The organism is Endobacterium cereale, from assembly GCF_009617585.1.
In the GTDB taxonomy this organism is placed as follows: domain Bacteria; phylum Pseudomonadota; class Alphaproteobacteria; order Rhizobiales; family Rhizobiaceae; genus Neorhizobium; species Neorhizobium cereale.
The window spans coordinates 198,824-220,694 of sequence record NZ_WIXI01000050.1 but is presented as its reverse complement, the minus strand read 5'-3'; the positions used below and the strand labels follow the sequence as shown (position 1 = coordinate 220,694).

At 58.4% G+C, this 21,871-nt stretch carries 16 protein-coding genes; 5 read left to right on the top strand and 11 right to left on the bottom strand.

Going from position 1 to position 21,871, the window contains the following annotated elements; translation table 11 throughout:
* Positions 1-3: 3 nt before the first annotated feature.
* The 5 genes from GAO09_RS30385 to GAO09_RS24510 form a co-directional block, all read right to left on the bottom strand.
* Positions 4-834 carry a glycerophosphodiester phosphodiesterase family protein gene (locus tag GAO09_RS30385; RefSeq protein ID WP_324185471.1) on the bottom strand — a complete coding sequence of 277 codons (831 nt, stop codon included), beginning with the start codon at positions 832-834 and terminating at the stop codon, positions 4-6.
* Positions 831-1,955, bottom strand: coding sequence for an ABC transporter ATP-binding protein (locus GAO09_RS24525; protein ID WP_153358707.1), 1,125 nt, complete (start codon positions 1,953-1,955; stop codon positions 831-833). Before GAO09_RS24525 ends, GAO09_RS30385 begins: the two co-directional genes overlap by 4 nt.
* 2 nt (positions 1,956-1,957) lie before the next feature.
* Complete coding sequence (locus GAO09_RS24520) at positions 1,958-2,875, bottom strand: ABC transporter permease subunit (protein WP_153358705.1); 918 nt, start codon at positions 2,873-2,875, stop codon at positions 1,958-1,960.
* Between the two features lie 3 nt (positions 2,876-2,878).
* The gene (locus tag GAO09_RS24515; protein ID WP_153358703.1) at positions 2,879-3,769 is read right to left on the bottom strand and encodes a carbohydrate ABC transporter permease; all 891 of its coding nucleotides are present in this window, start codon (positions 3,767-3,769) and stop codon (positions 2,879-2,881) included.
* Positions 3,770-3,840: 71 nt separating this feature from the next.
* Positions 3,841-5,148 carry an extracellular solute-binding protein gene (locus tag GAO09_RS24510; RefSeq protein ID WP_153358701.1) on the bottom strand — a complete coding sequence of 436 codons (1,308 nt, stop codon included), beginning with the start codon at positions 5,146-5,148 and terminating at the stop codon, positions 3,841-3,843.
* Positions 5,149-5,353: 205 nt separating this feature from the next.
* Between GAO09_RS24510 and GAO09_RS24505 the strand changes: the two genes are divergently transcribed.
* Positions 5,354-6,508: an ROK family transcriptional regulator gene (locus tag GAO09_RS24505; RefSeq protein ID WP_153358699.1), complete on the top strand. Its 1,155-nt coding sequence runs from the start codon at positions 5,354-5,356 to the stop codon at positions 6,506-6,508.
* 47 nt (positions 6,509-6,555) lie between these two features.
* On the opposite strand, the gene GAO09_RS24500 is transcribed toward GAO09_RS24505, so the two are convergent.
* Entirely contained in the window at positions 6,556-9,405 is a 2,850-nt protein-coding gene (locus tag GAO09_RS24500; protein WP_153358697.1) for a M16 family metallopeptidase, read from the bottom strand.
* Between the two features lie 422 nt (positions 9,406-9,827).
* Here GAO09_RS24500 and GAO09_RS24495 point away from each other — a divergent pair, with 422 nt between their 5' ends.
* The 4 genes from GAO09_RS24495 (at position 9,828) to GAO09_RS24480 (ending at position 14,194) form a co-directional block, all read left to right on the top strand.
* Positions 9,828-10,367, top strand: a complete 540-nt coding sequence (locus GAO09_RS24495) for a sigma-70 family RNA polymerase sigma factor (RefSeq protein WP_324185470.1) — start codon at positions 9,828-9,830, stop codon at positions 10,365-10,367.
* Between the two features lie 143 nt (positions 10,368-10,510).
* Positions 10,511-11,446: a FecR family protein gene (locus tag GAO09_RS24490; RefSeq protein WP_153358695.1), complete on the top strand. Its 936-nt coding sequence runs from the start codon at positions 10,511-10,513 to the stop codon at positions 11,444-11,446.
* Positions 11,447-11,552: 106 nt separating this feature from the next.
* Positions 11,553-13,838, top strand: a complete 2,286-nt coding sequence (locus tag GAO09_RS24485) for a TonB-dependent receptor domain-containing protein (RefSeq protein WP_153358693.1) — start codon at positions 11,553-11,555, stop codon at positions 13,836-13,838.
* A gap of 53 nt (positions 13,839-13,891) precedes the next feature.
* Positions 13,892-14,194 carry a DUF2218 domain-containing protein gene (locus GAO09_RS24480; RefSeq protein WP_153358691.1) on the top strand — a complete coding sequence of 101 codons (303 nt, stop codon included), beginning with the start codon at positions 13,892-13,894 and terminating at the stop codon, positions 14,192-14,194.
* Positions 14,195-14,400: 206 nt separating this feature from the next.
* On the opposite strand, the gene melA is transcribed toward GAO09_RS24480, so the two are convergent.
* The 5 genes from melA to GAO09_RS24455 form a co-directional block, all read right to left on the bottom strand.
* Entirely contained in the window at positions 14,401-15,777 is a 1,377-nt protein-coding gene (gene melA / locus GAO09_RS24475) for an alpha-glucosidase/alpha-galactosidase (RefSeq protein WP_153358689.1), read from the bottom strand.
* Between the two features lie 27 nt (positions 15,778-15,804).
* Positions 15,805-17,472, bottom strand: a complete 1,668-nt coding sequence (locus GAO09_RS24470; protein WP_153358687.1) for an ABC transporter ATP-binding protein — start codon at positions 17,470-17,472, stop codon at positions 15,805-15,807.
* Between the two features lie 14 nt (positions 17,473-17,486).
* Complete coding sequence (locus tag GAO09_RS24465; RefSeq protein ID WP_410769076.1) at positions 17,487-18,587, bottom strand: ABC transporter permease; 1,101 nt, start codon at positions 18,585-18,587, stop codon at positions 17,487-17,489.
* A 31-nt stretch (positions 18,588-18,618) separates the two neighbouring features.
* Positions 18,619-19,626 carry an ABC transporter permease gene (locus tag GAO09_RS24460; protein WP_153358683.1) on the bottom strand — a complete coding sequence of 336 codons (1,008 nt, stop codon included), beginning with the start codon at positions 19,624-19,626 and terminating at the stop codon, positions 18,619-18,621.
* Between the two features lie 99 nt (positions 19,627-19,725).
* Positions 19,726-21,813: an ABC transporter substrate-binding protein gene (locus GAO09_RS24455; RefSeq protein ID WP_153358681.1), complete on the bottom strand. Its 2,088-nt coding sequence runs from the start codon at positions 21,811-21,813 to the stop codon at positions 19,726-19,728.
* Between the last annotated feature and the right edge of the window lie 58 nt (positions 21,814-21,871).

Here is a 21,871-nt window from a genome sequence, read left to right as displayed (position 1 = left end):
TATTTAAGCGCGGCGAGCCGCGAGATAGGATTTGAGGGCAGCGGCCTCATCGGTCTGGATGACCGAAATGCCGGCATCGATCAGCCGTCCCCAGACGGCATCCGGATCGGCAAGAGCCGCGGTATCGGTGAAATCAGCGCAGGCGACGCTATCGAGCGTGTTCACCCAGAGTGCCATGCCGGTTTTGCGGGTGAGGTCCTTGAGGGCGGAAAGTTCTTCCAGCCTGTCGAAATAGATTTCGCAGACGCCGGGTGAGAGATCATGCAGCAGAGCCAGCTGGGTGGCAGCACCCGGCACGTTGAGCCGGGTCTTGGCCAGAAACAGCACGTCATGCGGAAGGATCGTTTTTCCGATCCAGCCAAGATCCTTTTCGGATTTCAGAGAGGCCCAGAAATCGACTTCCTGCTCGACGCCCATGGCCTTGGCGAGAGCGATCACATCCGGGATCACCTCGCGTTCCTTGACGTCGAGATGCAGAAAAATGCGGCTGCGCGTCAGCTCGAAAACCTCGGCGAGGCTCGGCAGTTTTTCAAGCGTGAAGGCATTGCCTTCTCCGCCATCGCGGTCGCGCAGACGCAGGACGGCAAGGTCGTTCGAAGCCAGAGATTCCGACCTCTGATCGAGACCGGCCATGCGTTCCAGCGTTTCGTCATGCAGCAGAAACAGTCCGCCATCCGCGCTGCGGCGAATGTCGATCTCGACGACATCGTAACCTGCCTCGATGGCACGCTGGATGGCGGACAAACTGTTTTCCGGCGCATGGCGCCAGATGCCGCGATGCGCCACCACGGCGCAATCGCGGGTCTTGTCGGCGATAAATTCCCGGTAGTTCACTGGTATTCCTTCACCGGAGCCGAATGCGCATCACCGAAAGCATTGGCAATGGCGCGGCCGGTTTCACCATCGAACAGGTGGAGACGGGCCTGCGGGAAGGAAAGCGACAGCGTCTGCGTCGTATCGATCTCGACGCCGAAAGGCATGGCGATGCGCAGGTTCTGGTCGGCGATCTTGGTTTCCAGAATTTCGTGCGAGCCGAGGTCTTCGCGGTAACGGATTTCCGTCTTGATCGAACCGCCTTCGTTGACGGCGATATCTTCCGGGCGGATGCCGAGCTGGAATTTGCCCTTAGCCGAATAGTTCGCCACGACCTGACCATCGGCCAGTCGCAGCACGGAACCATCGCCTTCGACCTCCAAAATATTCATCGGCGGCGAACCGATGAATTTGGCGACGAAGACGGAAGCCGGGTGGTGATAGATCGCCTTCGGCGTGTCGAACTGCTCGATATGACCTTTGTTGAGGATGAGGATACGGTCGGCAAGCGTCATCGCCTCCACCTGATCGTGGGTCACGAACACGCTGGTAGCGCCAATGCGGCGATGCAGTTCAGCGAGTTCGACGCGCATGTCGTGGCGCAACTGCGCATCGAGGTTGGACAGCGGCTCGTCGAACAGCAGCACGCCGGGCTCGCGAATGATGGCGCGGCCGATGGCGACACGCTGGCGCTGACCGCCGGAAAGCTGGCTCGGTTTGCGGGTAAGATAGTCGGCAAGGCCCAGCATTTTGGCGACGGTGCCGACGCGCTCGGCGCGTTCCGCCTTGGAAACACCGGCGACCTTGAGGCTGTAGGCCATGTTTTCGGCGACCGTCATATGCGGATAAAGCGCATAGTTCTGGAACACCATGGCGCAGCCGCGATGTTTTGGCTCCAGATCCTGCACTTCGCGACCGCCAATGACGATCTTGCCGCTCGAAACGCGCTCCAGACCGGCGATCATCTGCAGAAGCGTGGATTTTCCGCAGCCGGACGGGCCGAGCACGACGGTGAATTCACCGGGACGCAAGGTCACGTCGATCGGTGGGATGATGGTGTTTTTGGCGTCGTAGGATTTGGTGACGCCGATAAGCGCGATCTCGGCCGCGGCGGCGCGGATGCTTAGGTCGATGGCGGTCATGATCATTTCTCCGAGAGAACGAGGCCCTGGACGAGGAAGCGTTGCAGAACGGCAATCATCGTGAGGGGAACAAGGGAGACGAGCACGGCACCGGCCATGATCATCGGAAAATCGGGCACCTGGCCGTCGGCATCCGGCACGAGGCGGGCAAGGCCGACGACGGCGGTCTGCATGTCGGGCGTCGAGGCGCCGACCAGCGGCCACAGATATTGTGTCCAGCCGCTGAGGAAGGTGAGCACGAACAGCGACGCGAAACTGGCGCGGGCCAATGGCAGCAGGATATCGATCAGGAAGCGGATCGGCCCTGCCCCATCCATGCGTGCAGCCTTGAACAGGTCTTTTGGCAGCGTCATGAAAAACTGCCGGAACAGGAACGTGCCGGTGCCATGCGCCACCAGAGGCGCGACCAGACCAAAATGGGTGTCGAGCACACTGAGTTCGAGTTGAACGGGTGAACCGAACGCCATTTCGATCAGGCTGTTGAGGCCGGTAAAGTCCAAGACTGCATTGAGCGGCGAAAAGATATTCGACGCCACCTGATAGGTGGTGATGACGCGGATATCGAGCGGCAGCATGATTGTGGCGAGGATCAGCGCAAACGCCACGCCCGCCCAGCGAATACGAAAATAGACGATCGCATAGGCCGACAGGAAAGACAGCGCGCAGGTGGCGAGCGCATTGGAGAAGGCCACGATCATGCTGTTCAGCATCTGCACCGGAATGCGCGTATCGTGGATGACCTTGCCCATATTGGCGAACAGTTCCGTGCCCGGCACCCAGGCAAGACCGTTGCGCAACATGTATTCATAGGACTGCGAAGCGGTGGACAACGTCAAATACAGCGGGCCGACGATATAGAGGATGCCGATGGCGAGCAGTATGCTGGCGACGATATTGATGGAACGTGCGTTTTCGACCATGGCTCAGCGCTCGTAATTGATGCGCCGGCCGATGAAGAAGAACTGGCAGGCTGCGAGGAGAAGGACGAAGACCATGAGGATGGCCGTCTGAGTGGAAGCGCCGGAAAGATCGAAGCCGCGAAAGCCGTCGACATAGATCTTGTAGACGAGCAGCGTCGTCGAGCCGCCCGGACCACCGCCGGTAATGGTGTCGATCAGCGCGAAGACCGAGGTGATGCTTTCGGTGAATTCCAGAACGAAGGTCAGGAACAGCTGCGGCATGATCAGCGGCAGTTGCACATCGAAGATGCGGCGCCAGGGACCTGCGCCATCCATCGCTGCCGCCTGATACATGGTCGGCGGGATCGAGCGCAGGCCGGCGAGCAGAATGACGAAATTGAACGGGATGCCGCTCCACACATGCGCGGACACCAGCGTTATGAATGCGTCCGTGCCATCGATGCCGGGATTCCACAGGCCGGGAAACAGCGAGTTGAGCGGCGCCATCAATCCCACGAACGGATTGAAGATGAAGGCGAAGACCACACCGATCGAGGCGCCGGCAATGCCCTTCGGCCAGACGAGAATGTTGCGGGCCGGATAGGACATGCCGATCTTGCGATCGGCAGCAATCGCCAGCATCAGCGGCACGACGACGGCGAGCGACGATGCCGTCAGCATGAAGACGACCGTGCGCCCGGTCGCGCCCCAGAATTCGGGATCGCTCAGCACGCGCTGAAAGTTCTGCAGGCCGACGAATTCCGAACCGCCGCCAAAAGGCTGCTCGAGGAAAAACGACCAGTAGAAGGCCTGAAAGACCGGCACATAAAAGAACAGCACGATCAGCAGCATCAGGGGAGCCAGCAACAGGGCCGGCAGCCAGCGGTGGCTGAACAGGGAGGATTCCGACGACATGGATCACTTCCAAAAATGAGAGGGCATGGGGCGGAAAACCGCCCCATGCTGAGAAGGTTGTGAGATCGCGATCAGGGAAGCTGCTTGCCCTTGTAGGTCTGCTCGAAACGGCGCAGCAGCTGGTCGCCGCGCTTCTTGGTGTTGTCGAGCGCGACCTGCATGGTCTGCTGGCCGGCAAAGGCTTTCTGGGTTTCTTCCATGAAGACTTCGCGGAACTGCACGTAGAAGCCGAGGCGGATGCCGCGGGTGTCGGCAGTGGCCGGCTGGTTCATGGATTCGACGCCGACCTTGGCCGTGGCGTACTTCGGCGAGTTTGCTTCGTCGCTCTTGGCGATCACGTCGAGAACGTCCGTCGTCACCGGCACGTAGCCGGTTGCGGCGGTGAACGACATCTGCTGTTCCGGCTTGCGCAGGAAATCGAGGAACGCCTTGGCAGCTTCGATCTCAGGCTGCTTGTGACCCTTCATCACGTAGATAGAGGCACCGCCGACAAAAGTGTTGTGACGCGTGTAATCCTTGTACATCGGCGCCATGTTGACGGTCAGCTCGTACTTGCCGTCGAATGCCTTGGCAGCAGCGGCGTAGGAACCGGAAGACTGCTCCATCATCGCGCATTCGCCGGCATTGAAGGCGGCGGTGTAATTGCCGGCCTTGGTATCGGCGGCGAGGCGAACGAGACCTTCCTTGCGCCATTCGACCAGATTGGCGAGGTGCTTGGCGGCAAAGGTGGAGTTGATGACGTATTCGGCGTCGAGACCGTCATAACCATTGTGCTTGGTGGCGATCGGCAGACCGTGGCGGGCAGAGAACTGCTCGAGGATACGCCAGGTATCGCCATCGGTGACGAACGGGCAGGCATGTCCGGCAGCCTTCAACTTGCGGGCGGCTTCAATGATGCCTTCCCAGCTTCTCGGCGTCTCGGTCACGCCTGCTTTTTCGAGCTCGGTCTTGTTGGTGTAGAACAGAAGCGTCGAGGAATTGTAGGGCTGGGCGAACAGCTTGCCCTTGGAGGTTTCGTAATAGGCACGGGCACCGGCGATATAGCTGTCCCACTTGACCTCGGGCATCAGATCCTGAACGGGCTCGACGGCGCCGGAGAGCATCAGGTCGAGCGTGCCGGCATCGAAGAACTGGATGAGGACCGGGTGGTTCTTGGCGCGGTAGGCGGCGATCGCCTTCTGCATCGAGACTTCGTAGGAGCCCTGACCGACGCAGTTGACCTTGTGCTCACTCTGCGACGCATTGAAGGCATCGCATTGCGCCTTGATAGCCACTTCGACATTGCCGGTATTGCCATACCAGAATTCAATATTGGTGGCCTGCGCCGCACTGGTACAGCCGAGAAGTGCGACAGTGGTCGCAAGAGTGGAGATCTTCATATTCGCTTCGCCCTTTTGGATATCCCGAGCTTTCCCGGGAGGAATGACGAGCGTTTGTTACACTTCGTGTGTGACAGGTAGACGACGGAAATTTTTACGAACCCTATAAAGCTACATCAACTCAGGCGGGAAGCCGCTATGATTACAATGCTCATATGGAAGTTGTCACACACTTATAGTAACAACACGCGTGAAGGGGACAACCATGACATATTCGCCGAATGCGCTGATCGAACAACATTTTCTACGTGCCAATGATGATGCCGTCGTGTCGGCCAATGAACGCAGCCTGCTGCGGCTAATCTGGCGACACCCCGGCCTGTCGCGCTCGGAACTGACAGGATTATCCGACCTGACACAGCAATCGGTGCACCGAATTGTCGACACACTGGCCGAACGCGGCATCGTACTTCTCGGCGAACCCAAGCCCGGCCTGGGAAGCGGCCAGCCAAGCCCGATGCTGCAACTCAACGGCGGGTTCGCCTATGCCTGCGGCCTGTCCGTCACTTCGGATGTCATCGACATCAGCATTGTCGATCTTGCGGGAAAAACCCTGGCGGAAAGCAGTATCCTTTTATGGGACCGCGGCATGCGCAAATCGCTCGATCTCGTGCGCGAAGAACTGGCCAGTCACCAGCAGCGTCTTGGCCTGTCGCAGGACCGCCTCTTCGGCGTGGGTTTTGGCATTGCCGGTGTCCATCAGGGCGGAACGAGCTACAACGCCTCCCTGCCCCTGCATGAATGGTCGCTGATCGAACTCGGGCCGATGCTGTACGAACATTTTGGAAAGCCGGTCTGGACCATGAACGGCGCCAAAATGGGCACGATTGCCGAAATCATGTTCGGCGTTGGCCGCCACATCAAGAACCTGGCCTATCTCAGCTTCAATTATGGTTTTGGCGGCGGCTTGGTCAGCAATGGCGAATTGCTGCTTGGCGGGCACGGCAATGCCGGCGAATTTTCGCAGATGTACGATCACGCGGAAAACCTGCGCCGCCCCGCTCTGCAATATCTGATGGAGCGGTTGCAGCGCAACAAGGTCAACGTGCCGTCGATCAGCTACCTGCGCAAGAATTTCGACCGTGACTGGCAAGGCGTGGAAGAATGGGTGGAAGAAGTCACGCCCGCCTATAACCGCCTCGTCAATGCAATCTGGGCGGTCTACGATCCACAGGCAATCGTTTTTGGTGGACAGATACCGCCCGATCTTGCCCAAATGCTAGTCGATCGCACCGAGTTTTTCGGCCGACCGCGTTATGGAGTTTCACGCCCCAACCCGAAACTGATCATTTCGGAAATTGCGTCAGATGCGTCCTCCATGGGCGCGGCCATCATGCCTCTCAGCCGGATGTTCTATTAGGGTGCGCCGCAAAGCATCTTCACGGCGCACCATCAAGCAACGATTGCTCACTGTGCCTCGACGGGGAGGACTTCCAGCTTCCACGATCTGCCTGCCCCAAAATAGGTCTTCGCAAATTCCCGCACCTGTTCGCCGGTTACCTTGGCATACCCTTCCGCGCTATAACGGATCAACTCCAGCCGCCGAGGATCTGCCTGGACATTGCGCAGGTAACGCACCCAATATTCATTGGTTTGCTGCTGGTGCTTCAATGTTTCGATAGCAGGTTCGCGCGCACGCGAAAGCTCATCCGCCGAAACTGTGGTCGATCCCAGATCATGTGCGACATCGGCAAACAGCGTGTAAAATCTGCCAATCTTTGCGGGCATGGTTTCAAGATAGAAATAAGCGAAACCGTAATCCGGCAGTTCCAACGACAGATCCGCACTCCCCTGCAGACCGTAAGTCGCACCTTCAGCAATTCGGAACTGTTCAATCAGCCTGTTCTCGAAAATCTGTGTCGCAATGTCGGCGACGAAGGAGCGCGGAACATCCGACAACAGATCTCCGATCGACAGACCGACCGCGACAGCTGCCGTATCATCGCGGCCGCGATGCGTTTTGACGACGGATTTTTCGCTTGGTGCAGGAAAAAGCTGTTCTATCTGGCTGGGAGCAGAAAGCTCAGGCCGCTTCGGCAATGCACCGAAAGTTTCCGCCGTTAGCCGGATGGCCTCCTCGACATCGATATCACCGACCACGGTGAGTTCTATCGGACCCTTGGTAACGAGAGGATGGAAAAACTCTTCAAACTCATCTGGCGTAGCAGTCGACAATTGCGTGCGACCGGGGAAAGTCCATCGTGGGTCACCGGAATGCACAAGACCGGCGAAATCTCGACCAAGCACGCCGCCGGCAGTTGCGTCATACTGATCTATGCCACTGAGATAAGCCTGCTGCACGCGGTTGAAGGCTTCGGGACGGTAGGTCGGATCCGAGGTATAGGCGGCCATGAGCTGCAACTGAGTTGCCATATCCTCGGTTCTTGTTCGGCCGTCGAACCTTACGGAACTGTCACCGACAGAAAAATCGATACCGAAGATTTTTGCCGCTAGGGCCTTCTGGATATCCTGAAAATCGATGGCCTTGGTTCCAGACAGCACAACAGCCGGAGAAGCCCATATGAGCGGCGACCGGTCGCTTTGCATTGCCATACGTCCGCCACCGACATGCTCCCGAATGAGAACCTCACTGGCGCGAAACTTCGTCGGTTTGACGTTGAGACGCACACCATTTTCAAAACGCACCATTGTGAGGCCGAGATCGTCGACAGCCCGGCGCTCGACAACTGCCCCGGACGGGCCGAAAGACGTATAGGGCCACACCACGTCCGTGGCTGCGGAAGGCGCGTCAACTTTAGTTTCGCGCGATGCATTATAGACTTGGCGAACCGTGTCCCGTCCACCCGTCGGCTCCTGCGCTGCCCTAAGCTGAACCTGCGGTCCGTATCCCGAAAATGCATTCACGAGCGCTTTGTTGACATCCTCGGCAGATACCTGATCAGCCACTTCTTCGAACAGCGCAAGGTCATCAGCAGGAGAGGTAAACACCTGATCGCTGTCGACGCTGGCAGAAAGCATGCCCGCCAAGGCGGTCGTGTTGCGCGTTCCGGCACCTTCTACGTCGGCTCGCAATACGGACCGGTATTCCACGATCTCCCGCTGGATTTCCGCCGCGGTGACGCCAAACTCCTGTACTCGGCGCTGCTCCTGCTCGATGGCAGACAACGCCTTTTGCCATTGGTCTGGCTCAGAACTGGCCGTGACCACAGCGACATGCGCGGACTTCAACAGGTCCTGAGCACCGGCGCCTGCGCTGATAAATGGTGCATCTGCCTTGCTGGCGAGATTGCTGAGGCGACGTTGCAGAACTTGGAGGCCGAGCCCTTCGATGATCTGCCCGCGGCGCTTGGCAACGGTATCCCTCGATCCATCAAACTCCCTCGTCCACGCAATCTGCACACTCGTAACGTTTCCAGGGACTGCAATGACTTCAAAGGTTTCACCCTTGCTCTTCAGTTCGCCCAAATCCGGAATGGCAACGGCTGGGCCGGCTGCGGCCCAATCACCGAAACGCTCACGAATTTCCGCCTCAAGCCCCGCGGGATCAATATCGCCGACAACGATCAAAGTCGCCTGATCCGGGCGATAATGGGTCTCGTAGTAATCGCGCAGGAGTTTGACAGGCGCGTTTCTGATAATATCCGTCTTTCCGATGGGCGACCGCATGGGCACTCGCTGGCCATCCAGCAAGGAATTCATGGCTGCGATGCCAGCGCGATATTGCGGCGTATCCCGCAACCGCTCCTCCGACAGGATCACATCCCGTTCCCGATCAAAAGCGGCAGCATCGAGCGTCAGTTCACTGGCCGTCTCACGCATCAACATCAGACCCGTGGAAATGGTATCGGCATCGACCTGAGGAAGGTCGAGCGAATAGACGGTTTCTCCATACGATGTGTGGGCATTGGTATCCGGGCCGAAAGCAAGCCCCTTGCGCTGAAGGATTCGGATCATCTCCCCCTCTGGGACATTTTTCGATCCTTTGAAGGCCATGTGCTCCAGGAAATGCGCAAGGCCCTGCTGATTGTCCTGCTCGTTCAATGAACCGGAACCGATACGAAAACGGATAGCAGCCTGCTTTGGTGGCGTCGCATTATGCATGATTGCAAAGCGCATTCCGTTTGCAAGCGTTCCAAATCTTATGCACTTTTCGGCAACGAGATCGCTTTGTGCATGCGGCCAGGCTGCCGAAACCATCTCGGATCGAGCCGGCACCGCCAACGGGATACTCAAGACGATTGTCAGGAGGGCGAAAAAGGCCCTTCGGCTCGAGCGTGTTATGCTTTTGAAAGACATCAGGTATCCGGAAAAATGCAATTGAGGTGCAGCGAATATCTCAAAGCCCGGGCTTTCCTTCAAGGCATATGCTGCAACATCGCAAAGCCATGCACTCACATCTCGGGCATAGGTTATTGATCTGGCCGCAAACCTTCTGCCAACCGTATCGTCATGCGCAGCACAGCATCAACACCCCTCGCCGTGAATGGCGCACCAAGTTTCGGCCTCAGTGATCACGACCTCAATGCAGCTCGCCAATATTATTACTTTGAAATGACAAAGCATTTTCCCGAGAGAATTCTGCTTTTATCCGTCTCCCCGAAGCGCTATAAAATATGACTTTATAAATCATGTTTTTACTGTTAGAGAGGTCGTCCGCAGCCGGATCACCGGCACGCGAGCCAATCTTTCCGTCAATCGACCACCTATCGGAAGACAGCGTGCAAGAACGACAAGTAAAGCAGCAACTGGATCTCAGCGCCGAGACCAATAGCCTTTTTATGGGTCATCGCACCGCGCTGATCAGCTATTCGGCTCGCATTCTAGGTTCGCGGGATGCTGCGGAAGACATCGTCCAGGAAGCCTATCTGCGTTTCGGCCTTGGCAATTCTCCAGCCCAGACGGCGCGACAGGGGCTGGCCTATCTTTATCGTATTGTGCGTAATCTCTCACTCGACACGGTCAAGCGCCGCCGGATCGAACAACGTGCCCAGAACGAGGACCCGCCATTCTGGATCGTTCCCCGGACGAATGAAACGCCCGAGCAGACAACGATGTTCTGTGACGAAGTACGCATTGCACAGGAGGTACTTGCCTCGCTGACGCAGGATATCCAGATTGCTGTCGAGATGCACCGGCATGGCGGGTGCACATTGGAAGCTGTGGCCGAGTATCTCGGCATCTCCGTAGCCACCGCCCATCGGCACGTAAGAACCGCGATGGTGAAGATCGCCATCGCGCTCGACAGAAAAAATGCCTGAGCACTTGCCAGGCGCGAAAAATTTGTCCGCCTCAATCGTTTTTACATCCGACAGGCAAATTCGGGTACGTATCTTGAAGAATCCGAAGCGGGTATGACGTGACGCGGCACGACCATATAAACGAAGAATTGCTAGAAGAAGCGATGGACTGGTTCCTGCGTTTGCGTGAACCATCGCGCTCGAATAACGACGATCACGACTTCTCGATCTGGTTCAACCGTTCTGCAGATCATCAACAGGCATGGTCTAAAGCCTGTCACGCCTGGGAGGTGATGGGGGAAATCAGCCCAATCAACCTGCCGAACCGGAACAGCCCGGGAACGATGCGCGTCTCCCCATCCCGGCAGCATGGCCGGCACAGGGCAGTGGGCATTGGCCTTGGCGCCATCGCCGCCTGCCTTATCGTCATGACAGTGGCACCGTCGTTTTTGACGCAATATCAGGCAGACTTTACAACTGCGACCGCTGAAATTCGCCGCGTCACGCTGGCAGACGGTTCGACCATCGACCTGGGCGCTTCCAGCGCTATAGCCGTCGATTTTTCCCCGATCGGACGTCACGTCCGGCTTCTCTCAGGAGAGGCGTTCTTCGACGTGCGGCCCGACGCCACGCGCCCATTTACTGTCAATGCCGGCGGTGAACTTGATATAACGGTCGTTGGCACGGCGTTCGACGTCAACCTCACGCCTCAGAGGGCCAGCGTTCAACTGGCCCACGGGGTCATCGATCTATCTTCCTTCGCCACCGGAACAAGGATGGAACTGAAACCCGGCGATTTCGTCAGCCTCGACCGCAGCAATGGACAGCTCTCGCGAACCAGCGTGAGCATAGATGCCATTGCCGCGTGGCGTGACGGCAAGCTGTTCGTCCAGGATGTACCTATTTCGACGGTGGTGGCGGAATTGCAGCGCTATCACGCTTCGTGGATCACTATCGCCAGTGGCGAACTGGGCGCGCGCCGCATTACCGGGCTTTATGATTTGTCCGATCCCGACAGGGCTCTTGACGCGCTCGTCAGTCCCTATGGCGCCAAGGTCCACCACGTTTCGCCATATCTGCGGGTGCTTTCTTTCTTCTAAACACTTTTTTTCGTGCTGCCGTGAAAAATCCGTGCACCCCGATCGTCTTTACCCTGAACGCAGACAGGGGGTCTGCCTTAAAGACGCATTGAGGAGATGGGGCGGAATGGCGCTTCAGGAGTATGGGGAACAGTCGCGACAATCTAACCGTGCAAAGGTTGTGGCGATCAGGCTGATGGCTTCGGCAGCAACAGGCATTGCCCTTGTGGGGTATGCACCGACGGCCTTGGCGCAGACGACGCAACGCAGCTTCGATATTCCGGCTCAGCCGCTCGCCTCCGCGCTGAATGTCTATGGCCGGCAATCCGGCCTGCAGGTCTCGTTGGCGGCGTCGACATCGAAAGGTGTCACCGCACGCAGCGTTTCCGGCAATCTTTCGCCGCAGGCTGCCCTAGCCCAGCTTCTCGAAGGCACCGGCATTCCCTACAGCATCTCGAACGGGACGGCTGTGATCGGTCGCGACGCAACGACGGCTGGCGCTGTCGGCGGCCAGGACGGCACAATATTGGCGCCCATTGTGGTGGAAGGGCAGTCCATCGGCCAGAGTGACATCGGCGAAACGATCATCGGGTCAAAGCAGCTTGAGCGGCTCAACCCCAGCAGCATTGCCGATGTCTTCCGCGAACAGGCTGGCGTTCAGGTGGGCAGTTCGCTGCCGATGTCACAGAAAGTCTATGTCCATGGCGTCGAGGAAACGAACCTCGCCGTCAGCATTGACGGCGCGCGACAGAACAACAAGGTTTTCCACCACAACGCCACCAACCTGATCGACCCGTCGATCCTCAAGGCCGTGGATGTCGATTCCGGCATCGCACCCGCCGATGCCGGTCCAGGCGCACTGGCCGGAGCGATCAACTACGAGACAAAAGATGCCAGGGACCTGCTAGCTGACGGAAAATCCGTTGGCGGGTTCGTGACCTCGACCTACAATTTCAACAGCGATACGGTCGTCACCGGTCTGTCTGCCTACGGGCAGAAGGACGGACTGGATTTCCTCGGCTATTTCACCTTCGGAAAAGGCCACGAATTCCATGGCGGCAATGGCGACGTCGTGCAGGGAACCGAGACAGATCTGCTCAGCGGCCTCGGCAAAGTCGGCTACGAATTCGACAGCGGCGACCGTTTCGAACTCAGCCATGACCGGCTGGTGGACGACGCTATCCGTCCGTTCCGCGCCAATGCCGGCTTGGTCAACAGCGGAAAACCCTGGGAGCCAGCCTTGCGCGACTACCGCATGGAACGGCAAAACACCGTCTTCACCTATACCGACGAAACCTCGGAGGGATGGTGGGACCCCACATTCCAGCTTGCCTACAGCTCGACCGAAGTGACTGTTCCGGTCTTTCTGCGCCCGCCGCTAACGCCGTCCCCCTATGATGCCATCGGTAAAACCTCAAGCTTCAACGGTAAGCTTGAAAACAAGTTTTCCTTCGGTCTCGGCAACGTCGTGGCAGGTCTCGATTTCTATCGAGACAAGGCGTCACTGAGCGACTATTTCGAACCCGGCACCGAACGAGCCAGCAATGTCGGCCTTTATGCCCAGGCCCGCATCGAGCCTTGGGAGCGGACGCGTCTTTCCTTTGGGGGACGTGCCGACCACCAGTGGTTTACGGGTGTCGATGACCGGGACTTCAGTAATTCCGGCCTCAGCGCCAACATATCCGGCGAATATGACCTGACGGACGTATTGACGGCCAAGGCCGGTTTTTCCCGTGTCTGGGCCGGCGTGCCGCTGGCGGAGAACTTCATCATCAATCCGGGATGGAATTACGGCCCTGACGGCCCTGAGCCTGTTACGGCCAAGAATTACATGATTGGGCTTGAGGCCGAATATGAAGGGTTTACCGCTGAGGCGAGCCTGTTTCGCACCGACATCGCCGACGCGCGCGTGCCGGTTTACGGCCTTGCCGCCGGTGGCGCCTTGCGCAATCGCGACCTGCGGTCCGAAGGGTTTGAACTCGGCCTCGGATACGATTGGGGAAGCGGTTATGTGAAGGTGAAATACGCCCATATCGACGTAGATGTCGATGGCCTGCCGGCCAATTCCGACAGTGGCAACTACTTGGCATCTCCGGTCGGAGACATCATAACCATAACCGCCGCTCACACGTTCGAGCAATGGAACCTGACAGTAGGCGGCGACATAGAAATCTCCCCGGAATACGACCATGTTGTTTCCGGTACGGAGCCCTATAAGGCATATGAAGTCGTCAACGTCTTTACCGAGTGGAAGCCGGAGCAGATGCAGCACTTCACGTTCCGGGCGGAAGTCAAAAACCTGTTTGATGAAAGTTATTCCGATCGCGCCACCTACGGACAGGAATTCGGCAATGTAACGCCGCTCTTTGAGCCGGGCCGCAGTTTTCTGATTACCGCGAAGGCGACCTTCTGAGAAAACACGCAACAGGCTGCCGGTTCACATCCGGCAGCGTCGAAGGAAAAAGGATGATTGCAACGGCTACGACTGTGCAAACCGAGAATGCGCGAAAATATATCACCCAGTTATGCAAACACTTTGCCCACCGGGTGGATGTTTCCCATTCGGAGGGCCATGGCGAATGCCGTTTCGTCTGCGGCACCGCTGTGCTGGATGCAAACGAAGAGCTGCTGCGCATCAGGATTACTGCGCCGGACGAGGATCAACTGAAGGAAACGCAGGCGGTGATCGAAAGCCATCTCCTGCGTTTTGCCTTCAGGGAAAACATGCAACCTCTACAATGGAGCGCTCCTGCGCCACAGGTCGGCTGAGCAGAACTTTCGATCAGCAAGATCGCCGCGATTGGCCGGAAATATATCTTGCTGTCGCCATCAAGTAGCGCCCTGCCCTGTGTTTGGATCGGAGGCAGAGCGCATCAGATAGCGACTTGGTGACAATGCCAGGGAACCAGCCTTCCCTTGGGGAAGCAGACCACGTCGCCGCTGCGGCGTACCGCAGCGGACAAACGCTTCTCGGATCAGCTCGCTTTTGCCTGGCGGACGGGCGCGCTCTGCGTCCATTCCGGCAGCCAGTCGCGATGCGCCGTCAAAAGATCCTCGGTCAGCGACCAGATCTGGTCGAGATCGAGTTCGGCGGCGGTGTGCGGGTCCATCATCGCGGCATGGAAAATATGCTCGCGATTTTCCGTCATCAGTGCCTGAACGGTCAGTTCCTGCACGTTGATATTGGTGCGCATCAGCGCCGTCAGCTGTGGCGGTAAATCACCGACAAATGTCGGCTGGATGCCGTTGTGATCGACAAGGCAGGCCACTTCCGCGGCGCAATTGAACGGCAGCGAAGTGATACAGCCATTGTTGCGCTGGTTGCCGTAAATCACCGAAGGCTCGCCGGTCCAGACCGAGTTGATGATCGAGGATGCATATTCCTTGGACTGCTTGACCTCGATCTTTTCAGCCGAGCGATAGGCATCCGCCTGGTTTTTCCACTTGTCGATCTGCTCGATGCAACGCTTTGGATATTCATCGAGCGGAATGCCGAATTTCTCGATCAGGTCTTCCCGGCCTTCCTTGATGAAATAGGGCGTGTATTCGGCAAAATGCTCCGAACTTTCGGTGACGAAATAACCAAGCCGCGTCAGCATTTCATAACGCACCTTGTTGGGGCAACGCGGGTTCCAAGTGGGTTTTGGCGCCTTGCCCTCGCGGTAACCGCGCAACAGATCGGGATAGAGATCGCGGTAGCTGCCGTCCTTCTGGCGATGCTCGAATTCGAGATAAAACGCCATGTGGTTGATACCGGCCGAGCGGTAGCGGATTTCCTCGTAAGGAATATCCAGATCGTGGGCGAGTTCCATCGCCGTGCCCTGCACCGAGTGGCACAGGCCGACCTGCCGGATGGTCGGATATTTTTCGGCGATCGCCCAGGTGTTGATCGCCATCGGGTTGACATATTGCAGCATGATCGCGTTGGGGCAGACGGCGAGCATGTCCTCACAAATCTTCCACAGATGCGGCACGGTACGAAGCCCGCGCATGATGCCGCCAACGCCGAGCGTATCGGCAATCGTCTGGCGCAGACCGTACTTCTTCGGCAGTTCGAAATCGGTGACCGTGCAGGGCTCATAACCGCCGATCTGGAAGGCAATGACCACGAAATCAGCATTGGCCAGCGCCTTGCGCTGATCGTTGAAGGTTTCCGCCGTCGCCTTCACACCAAGCGTCGAGATCAACTTGTTGACGACGATGGCACTTTCTTCCAGCCGCTGCGGATTGATGTCCATCAGCGCGATATGCGCCTCGGCAAGCGCTGGCCGCTGCAGCACGTCGCCGATAATGTTCTTCATGAACACCGTCGAGCCCGCGCCAATGAATGTGATTTTCGGATGTCCTGCCATCTTGTTTCCTCCGGTATTCGGCAATAATCAAGCGATATCGAAAGCGGCCTTCACCAGCCGCTGGGTGTATTCGGTTTTCGGATTGGTCAGCACGTCCTCGACAGACCCCTCCTCGACGATGTGGCCGTTCTGCATGACGATGACGCGGTGGCAGAGTGCACGCACCACTTTCAGGTCATGGCTGATGAACAGGTAGCTGAGGCCGCGCTCATCCTGCAGCTTTCGCAGCAGTTCGATGATCTGCGCCTGAACCGACAGGTCCAGCGCCGAGGTCGGTTCATCGAGCAGGATGAATTCCGGCTCCAGCGCCACTGCACGGGCAATGGCGATACGCTGCCGCTGGCCGCCGGAAAATTCGTGCGGGAAACGCGACAGGATGTTGGTCGGCATTCCGGCCGCATCGAGCGCCTCGCGCACCCGCTCCAGCCGCTCCGCTCTCGTATTGCCCAGCCCGTTGACCACCAGACCTTCCTCGATGATCTGGCCAATCGTCATGCGCGGATTGAGCGAGGAAAACGGGTCCTGAAAGACGATCTGCATTTTCGCCCGCAACGGTCGCATCTGCGCGCGCGTATGCCCATCGATCCGTTCACCGGCAAAGGTGATCTCGGCCTGTGTCGGCTGGTTCAGGCGCAGCAGCGACTGGCCGAACGTGGTTTTGCCCGAACCGGATTCGCCGACAATGCCTAGCGTTTCATGCCGGCGCAGCGTGAGGCCGAGACTGTCGACAGCCACCAGTTCACGCAGATCCGGCTTGAAGACGCCGCCATGGCGCATCATGAACGACACCCGCACACCATTCGCGGTCAGAAGAACACCGGCATCATCCGGCAATGGTCCGGCGCGCCCGTGTGGCTCCGAGCCAAGCAGCTTCTTGGTGTAGGGATGGCGCGGATCGGCAAAAATACGCTCCGTCGTGTTGTGCTCGCGCATTTCGCCGTGCTGCATCACATAGACGTAGTCGGAGAATTTTTTCACGATCGTCAGGTCGTGGGTGATCAGCACCACCGCCATACCGCGCTGTTTCTGCAGCTCGCGGATGAGGTTGAGGATCTGCGCCTGCACCGTGACGTCGAGCGCCGTGGTTGGCTCGTCGGCGATCAGCACGTCGGGATCGTTGGAGAGTGCCATGGCAATCATTACGCGCTGACGCTGGCCGCCGGACAACTGGTGCGGATATTGTTTCAGCCGTGCTTCCGGCTCGGGGATCTGCACCTGCTTCAGGAGATCGAGCGCCTTGGCCTCCGCGTCTTTGCGGTTGACCCGGTTATGGGCGCGGATGGCTTCGACGATCTGGCTGCCCACCGTGTAAAGCGGATTGAGCGAACTCATCGGCTCCTGAAAGATCATCGAAATGCGGTTGCCGCGCAGCGCACGCCGGGCACGCGGCGAAAATTTCAGAATGTTGTCGCCGTTGAAACCGACCGTCGCCTTCGGCGAGATAGTCGCGCGTTTCGACAGCAGCCCCATCACCGTGCGTGCTGTCACCGATTTTCCCGAACCGGATTCGCCGACGATGGCGATGGTTTCACCACGATAGAGCTGGAAGGAAATATCCTTCACCGCTTCCACCGTGCCATGCTCCACCTTGAAGGTGACGCCGACATTGCGGGCATCGATGATCGGGGTGCCTTTTTGCGCATCATGATCGAAGCGGTCGAGCGGTGCGTAATTGTTGACGATAGCAAAAGCCATGTTCTGTCCTCCGTTCAATAGGGATCGACCGCATCGCGCAGACCGTCACCCAGCGCATTGAACGCAAAGACGGTGACCAGCACGAAGCCGACGGGGGCAAGGATCCACGGATAGGACCCGATGACGGAATAGGTGGATGTGTCCTGCAGCATCAGCCCCCAGGAGATCAGCGGCGGTTTGACTGCAAAACCGAGGAAGCCAAGGAAGGATTCCAGCAGCACGACGCTCGGGATGTGCAGCGTGACCGATACGATCACATGGCTCATCACATTGGGCAGGATATGCTGGAAGATGATGCGGCGATCGGTGGCGCCGACGGCAATCGCCGCTCGCACATAATCGATGCGGGAAAGCGCCATCGACTTGCCGCGCACTTCTCGCGACATCTGCGCCCAGCCGAGTGCCGACATGACCACAACCACAAAAGTCAGGAAGACGTGTGTGGGTGCCGTGACCGGGATCAGCGAGGTCAGCGCCAGATAAAGCGGCAATTGCGGAAAGGCCAAAACGACTTCCACAAAGCGCTGGATCCACGTATCCGCCGTGCCACCGAAATAACCGGAGACGAGGCCTACAGTTGTGCCGATGACGGTGACGATGAACACCACGCTCAGCGCGATGGCGAGCGAAATGCGCGAGCCGTGGATGGCGCGTGACAGCACGTCGCGTCCGAATTTGTCGGTGCCGAGAAAATGCACCGGCTGGCCATCGGTGGCGCCAAAAAAGTGGCGGTCCATCGGGATCAGGCCGAACAGATGGTATTCTGCACCCTTCACGAAGAAACCGAGATAATGCGGGTTGTCGTAATCCGGCCCGACAATCGGCTGGAAGGTGACGGGGTCAAGTTCTTCCGTTTCCGCCGTGGCATAAACCCGCGGGAAAATGCCGAACGTACCCTCCTTGTCGGTAAAGCTGATGGCCTGCGGCGGTGAAAAGCTCGCATGGGTTTCCATCGGATCCATCGGCGCGAAAAAATTCGCGAAGACGGCGATGAGAAACAAGAGGGCGACCAGCGCCAGCCCGATCATGCCGGTGACGGAGCGGCGGAAACGCCGCCAGACCAGCGCGACGTAACTTTCGTTGGCCTGCTGCGGTTCGGTAGCCGGGGTGATCATTTTGGTGGTGGTTTGATCGATTGCGGTCATCTCACGCCCTCCCGAATTCGCGAACGCGTGGGTCGAGCAAGGCAAGCAGCATGTCGGCGATGATGTTGCCGACGACCAGCGTTGCCGCGAGCACCATCATGAAGGTCGCGGTGACATAAACGTCGCCGACCGCCATGGAACCGACGATGGCGGGACCGACAGTCGGCAGCGAGAAGATGATGGCGGTCTCGATTTCACCCGACAGCATGTAGGGAAGAACCACGCCCTGATACATGACGAGCGGATGCACGGCATTGGGCACCGCATGGCGCATGATGACAGCGCCCTCCGACAATCCCTTGGCACGCGCCGTCTCGACATATTGGGCGTTCAGCGTATCGAGCAGATTGCCGCGCATGACGCGCATGTTGTAAGCGAGCCCGCCGAATACAGCGATGGCGACCACCGGCCAGACATGACTGACCAGATCCACGAATTTGGCCCAGGACCACGGCGCCCCGCCATATTGCGGCGAGAAGAAACTGCCGATCTCCGAGATTTCGTAGTGAAACACCATGAAATAGACGAGCACCAGCGCCATCAGGAAGCGCGGAATGGTCATGCCGAGGAAGGAGACGACCGAAAGCACATTGTCGATCCAGGAATACTGGCGGGTTGCCGCCCAGATGCCGAAACCGATGCCGAACAGCGACGCGAGAATATGGCAGACAACAGCCAGCGCCAGCGTGCGCGGCAGGCGTTCGCCCACCACTTCGGCGACGGGCTTATTGTAATAAAAGCTGTAGCCGAAATCGCCGCGCGTGATGATGCCGGTGATCCAGTTGAAATACTGCACCACCATCGGCTGATCGAGACCGTGTTCGACACGATAGGCCTGCGCCTGCGCTTGCGCCTGTTCGAAGGATGCGCCGCCCTGATTCATCAGCTGCGAGCGAATGTAATCGGCATAATCGCCGGGTGGGGCCTGAATGATGGCGAATGTCACCACGCTCAGGATCAGCAGCACCGGTATGGCGGAGCCGATGCGGGTCAACAGAAATCTCAGCATTTCCGTCTCTCTCCTTTCTGCGGACGCGAAAAACGCGCCCGTATGATGTCTTGACCGGCCGCGCTTCACGCGCGACCGGGACTTCTTCTGGGAGGGAGATTACTGGGTCGGGCCCTTGTCGCCCGGCTTGCCGGGCAGTTGTTCGGCAAACAGTTCGTATTTGCCCTGTTTGTCTTTCGCCACCCACATGCGTTCGCGGATGATGGCGTCCTCGGCCCAGTTGAACATGTTGATCGGCGTTCCGGCCGGAACGTTGGAGAAGCGCTTGTTGATGATGAGAGCGCCCGGATATTCCGTCAGGCCGATCGTGTAGAGGTTTTCGGTGTAGAGCTTCTGGTACCGCTTCATCAGTTCCGCCTTTTCGGCATTGTCCTGTGAGGCGGTGAACTTGTTCACGACATCCACCATGTCCTGTTCGAACGGCATCATGTCGAGCGGCTTGCCTTCCGGCGCACGGTGGTTCCAGCTGGTGCGCGGGCCGACAGGTGCCAGCTGCTCCGAGTTCTGCACAACGGAAAACAGTTCTGTACTGTTGCGGCGAACCGCCCAATCGAACTGGCCGCCGTAATGTTTTGCATCACGCTGGTTGGAATCGAGCGTATTAAGAACAATGCGGATGCCGAGCTTGGCCATCTGGCCCACCAGCCCTTCGGCAAGGCTTTTGTCGGTCGCATAACCATTGTTGACCAGCAGCACGATCTCGACATTCTTGCCGCCCGCAGTCCCCGCCGGAAAATTGACGAAACCGTCATTGTCGGTATCGACCAGCCCGATCGTCTTCAACGCCGCCTTGGCCTCCTCCAGATTGAAGGGGTAATAGACCGTGGATGCGCGGTCATAAAAACTCGTGCCGGAGGAAAGCCCGCCCGGGTAGATGGCCGTGAACGGGCCCTTCACCAGCGAGTCACCCACTGCCTTGCGGTCGATCGCGGAGGTGACCGCCTTGCGGAATTCCGGATTGCGGTTGAGTTCGCGGATCGCCTGACCACGCTCATCCGGGTTGCCCCAGCCGTTCGCGGAAAAATTCATCAGCAGATTGTAGCCGGTGAGACGTGGGCCAAAGGCGAGACGCGCCGGTGCGTTTTCATCCGCCGCGCGCTTCAGCGAGGCGACAAAGTTTTCCGGCTGCTCGAGATTGGAAATATCGCCGGAACCGGCAACCGCCTGAACGTCACGGTCGGCCCAGGTCGAGAGCTTGTAGTGCAGCTCGTCGAGATAAGGCAGTTGCTGGCCCTTCTCATCGACCTTCCAGTAATAGGGGTTACGCCGCAGCACGATGATATCGTCCGACCGATAGCTGACCGGCACCCAGGCGCCCATCACCGGCATGTTCATGAATTCCGGCGGAAAAGCGTTCTTGAACTGGTTATAGGTGTTCTTGGAATACTTTGGATGCTGCGGCTTCAACAGATGCGACGGACCGGGGCAGAAGGTCGGATAGGCCATCGTGTAGAGATACTGCTTTGGAAACGCCGCCTTGAACGTCCACTCGACGGTGTAGTCATCGATCTTCTTGAGCGTTGTACCTTCGCCAAAGGCTTCCGGAGACGCACCGCCGCCGAGCGGCGAAACCTGCGGATCAATGACGGCATCTTCCCAATAGAACATCACGTCATCGGCATTGAAGGCTTCGCCATCGGACCATTTGGCACCCTTGACCAGATGCATGGTCAACTTGTGACCATCTTCAGACCAATCCCAGCTCTTGGCGAGATTGGGCAGCGGCTCGGTATCGGCGGCATTCACCTGAAACAGTGGCGCGGTGCGCGTCAGGCATTCGGAGAGCGCGATATCGATACCGCCCCAGCCCTGGCTCTGGCCGGCAATGTAGTTCCAGCCTTCGGGTCGTCCGCCGACCACATGGCGCATCGTATCGCCGTAAACGCCGACACCATCCGGCATGTTGCCGGTCTTGTAGACCAGCGGCTCTTCCGGCAGGCGGTCCTTCAGCGGCGGCAGCTTGCCGGTCTTTTCGAATTTTTCGGCAACCCAATCCGGCTGGCTGTATTGCGGCAGCGCCTTGAATTCGAGAATGGAATCGCGCGGCACATAGGTGACCTTGCCTTCTGCCGGAAACTTTGGCGGTTCCGGCGGCGTGGTCGGCTCGAACGCGTGGGCGCTTACTGCGATGAACGAAACGCCGAGACTGAGCGCGGCAATAGTCGAAATTCTGGTCTGAAACGGCATCGTCATTCCTCCCTGACGGCAGCACCCCACCGGCCTGCCTTGATGGCGATGAGGCCGT

What these genes read in the sequence shown, in the direction of transcription:
- GAO09_RS24480 (WP_153358691.1), top strand. Translation starts at nt 13,892, where the DNA reads ATGATTGCAACGGCTACGACTGTGCAAACCGAGAATGCGCGAAAATAT.
- GAO09_RS24525 (WP_153358707.1), bottom strand. Translation starts at nt 1,955, where the DNA reads ATGACCGCCATCGACCTAAGCATCCGCGCCGCCGCGGCCGAGATCGCG.
- GAO09_RS24465 (WP_410769076.1), bottom strand. Translation starts at nt 18,587, where the DNA reads ATGATCACCCCGGCTACCGAACCGCAGCAGGCCAACGAAAGTTACGTC.
- GAO09_RS24455 (WP_153358681.1), bottom strand. Translation starts at nt 21,813, where the DNA reads ATGCCGTTTCAGACCAGAATTTCGACTATTGCCGCGCTCAGTCTCGGC.
- GAO09_RS24520 (WP_153358705.1), bottom strand. Translation starts at nt 2,875, where the DNA reads ATGGTCGAAAACGCACGTTCCATCAATATCGTCGCCAGCATACTGCTC.
- GAO09_RS24485 (WP_153358693.1), top strand. Translation starts at nt 11,553, where the DNA reads ATGGCGCTTCAGGAGTATGGGGAACAGTCGCGACAATCTAACCGTGCA.
- melA (WP_153358689.1), bottom strand. Translation starts at nt 15,777, where the DNA reads ATGGCAGGACATCCGAAAATCACATTCATTGGCGCGGGCTCGACGGTG.
- GAO09_RS24460 (WP_153358683.1), bottom strand. Translation starts at nt 19,626, where the DNA reads ATGCTGAGATTTCTGTTGACCCGCATCGGCTCCGCCATACCGGTGCTG.
- GAO09_RS24510 (WP_153358701.1), bottom strand. Translation starts at nt 5,148, where the DNA reads ATGAAGATCTCCACTCTTGCGACCACTGTCGCACTTCTCGGCTGTACC.
- GAO09_RS24505 (WP_153358699.1), top strand. Translation starts at nt 5,354, where the DNA reads ATGACATATTCGCCGAATGCGCTGATCGAACAACATTTTCTACGTGCC.
- GAO09_RS24515 (WP_153358703.1), bottom strand. Translation starts at nt 3,769, where the DNA reads ATGTCGTCGGAATCCTCCCTGTTCAGCCACCGCTGGCTGCCGGCCCTG.
- GAO09_RS24490 (WP_153358695.1), top strand. Translation starts at nt 10,511, where the DNA reads ATGGACTGGTTCCTGCGTTTGCGTGAACCATCGCGCTCGAATAACGAC.
- GAO09_RS24470 (WP_153358687.1), bottom strand. Translation starts at nt 17,472, where the DNA reads ATGGCTTTTGCTATCGTCAACAATTACGCACCGCTCGACCGCTTCGAT.
- GAO09_RS24500 (WP_153358697.1), bottom strand. Translation starts at nt 9,405, where the DNA reads ATGTCTTTCAAAAGCATAACACGCTCGAGCCGAAGGGCCTTTTTCGCC.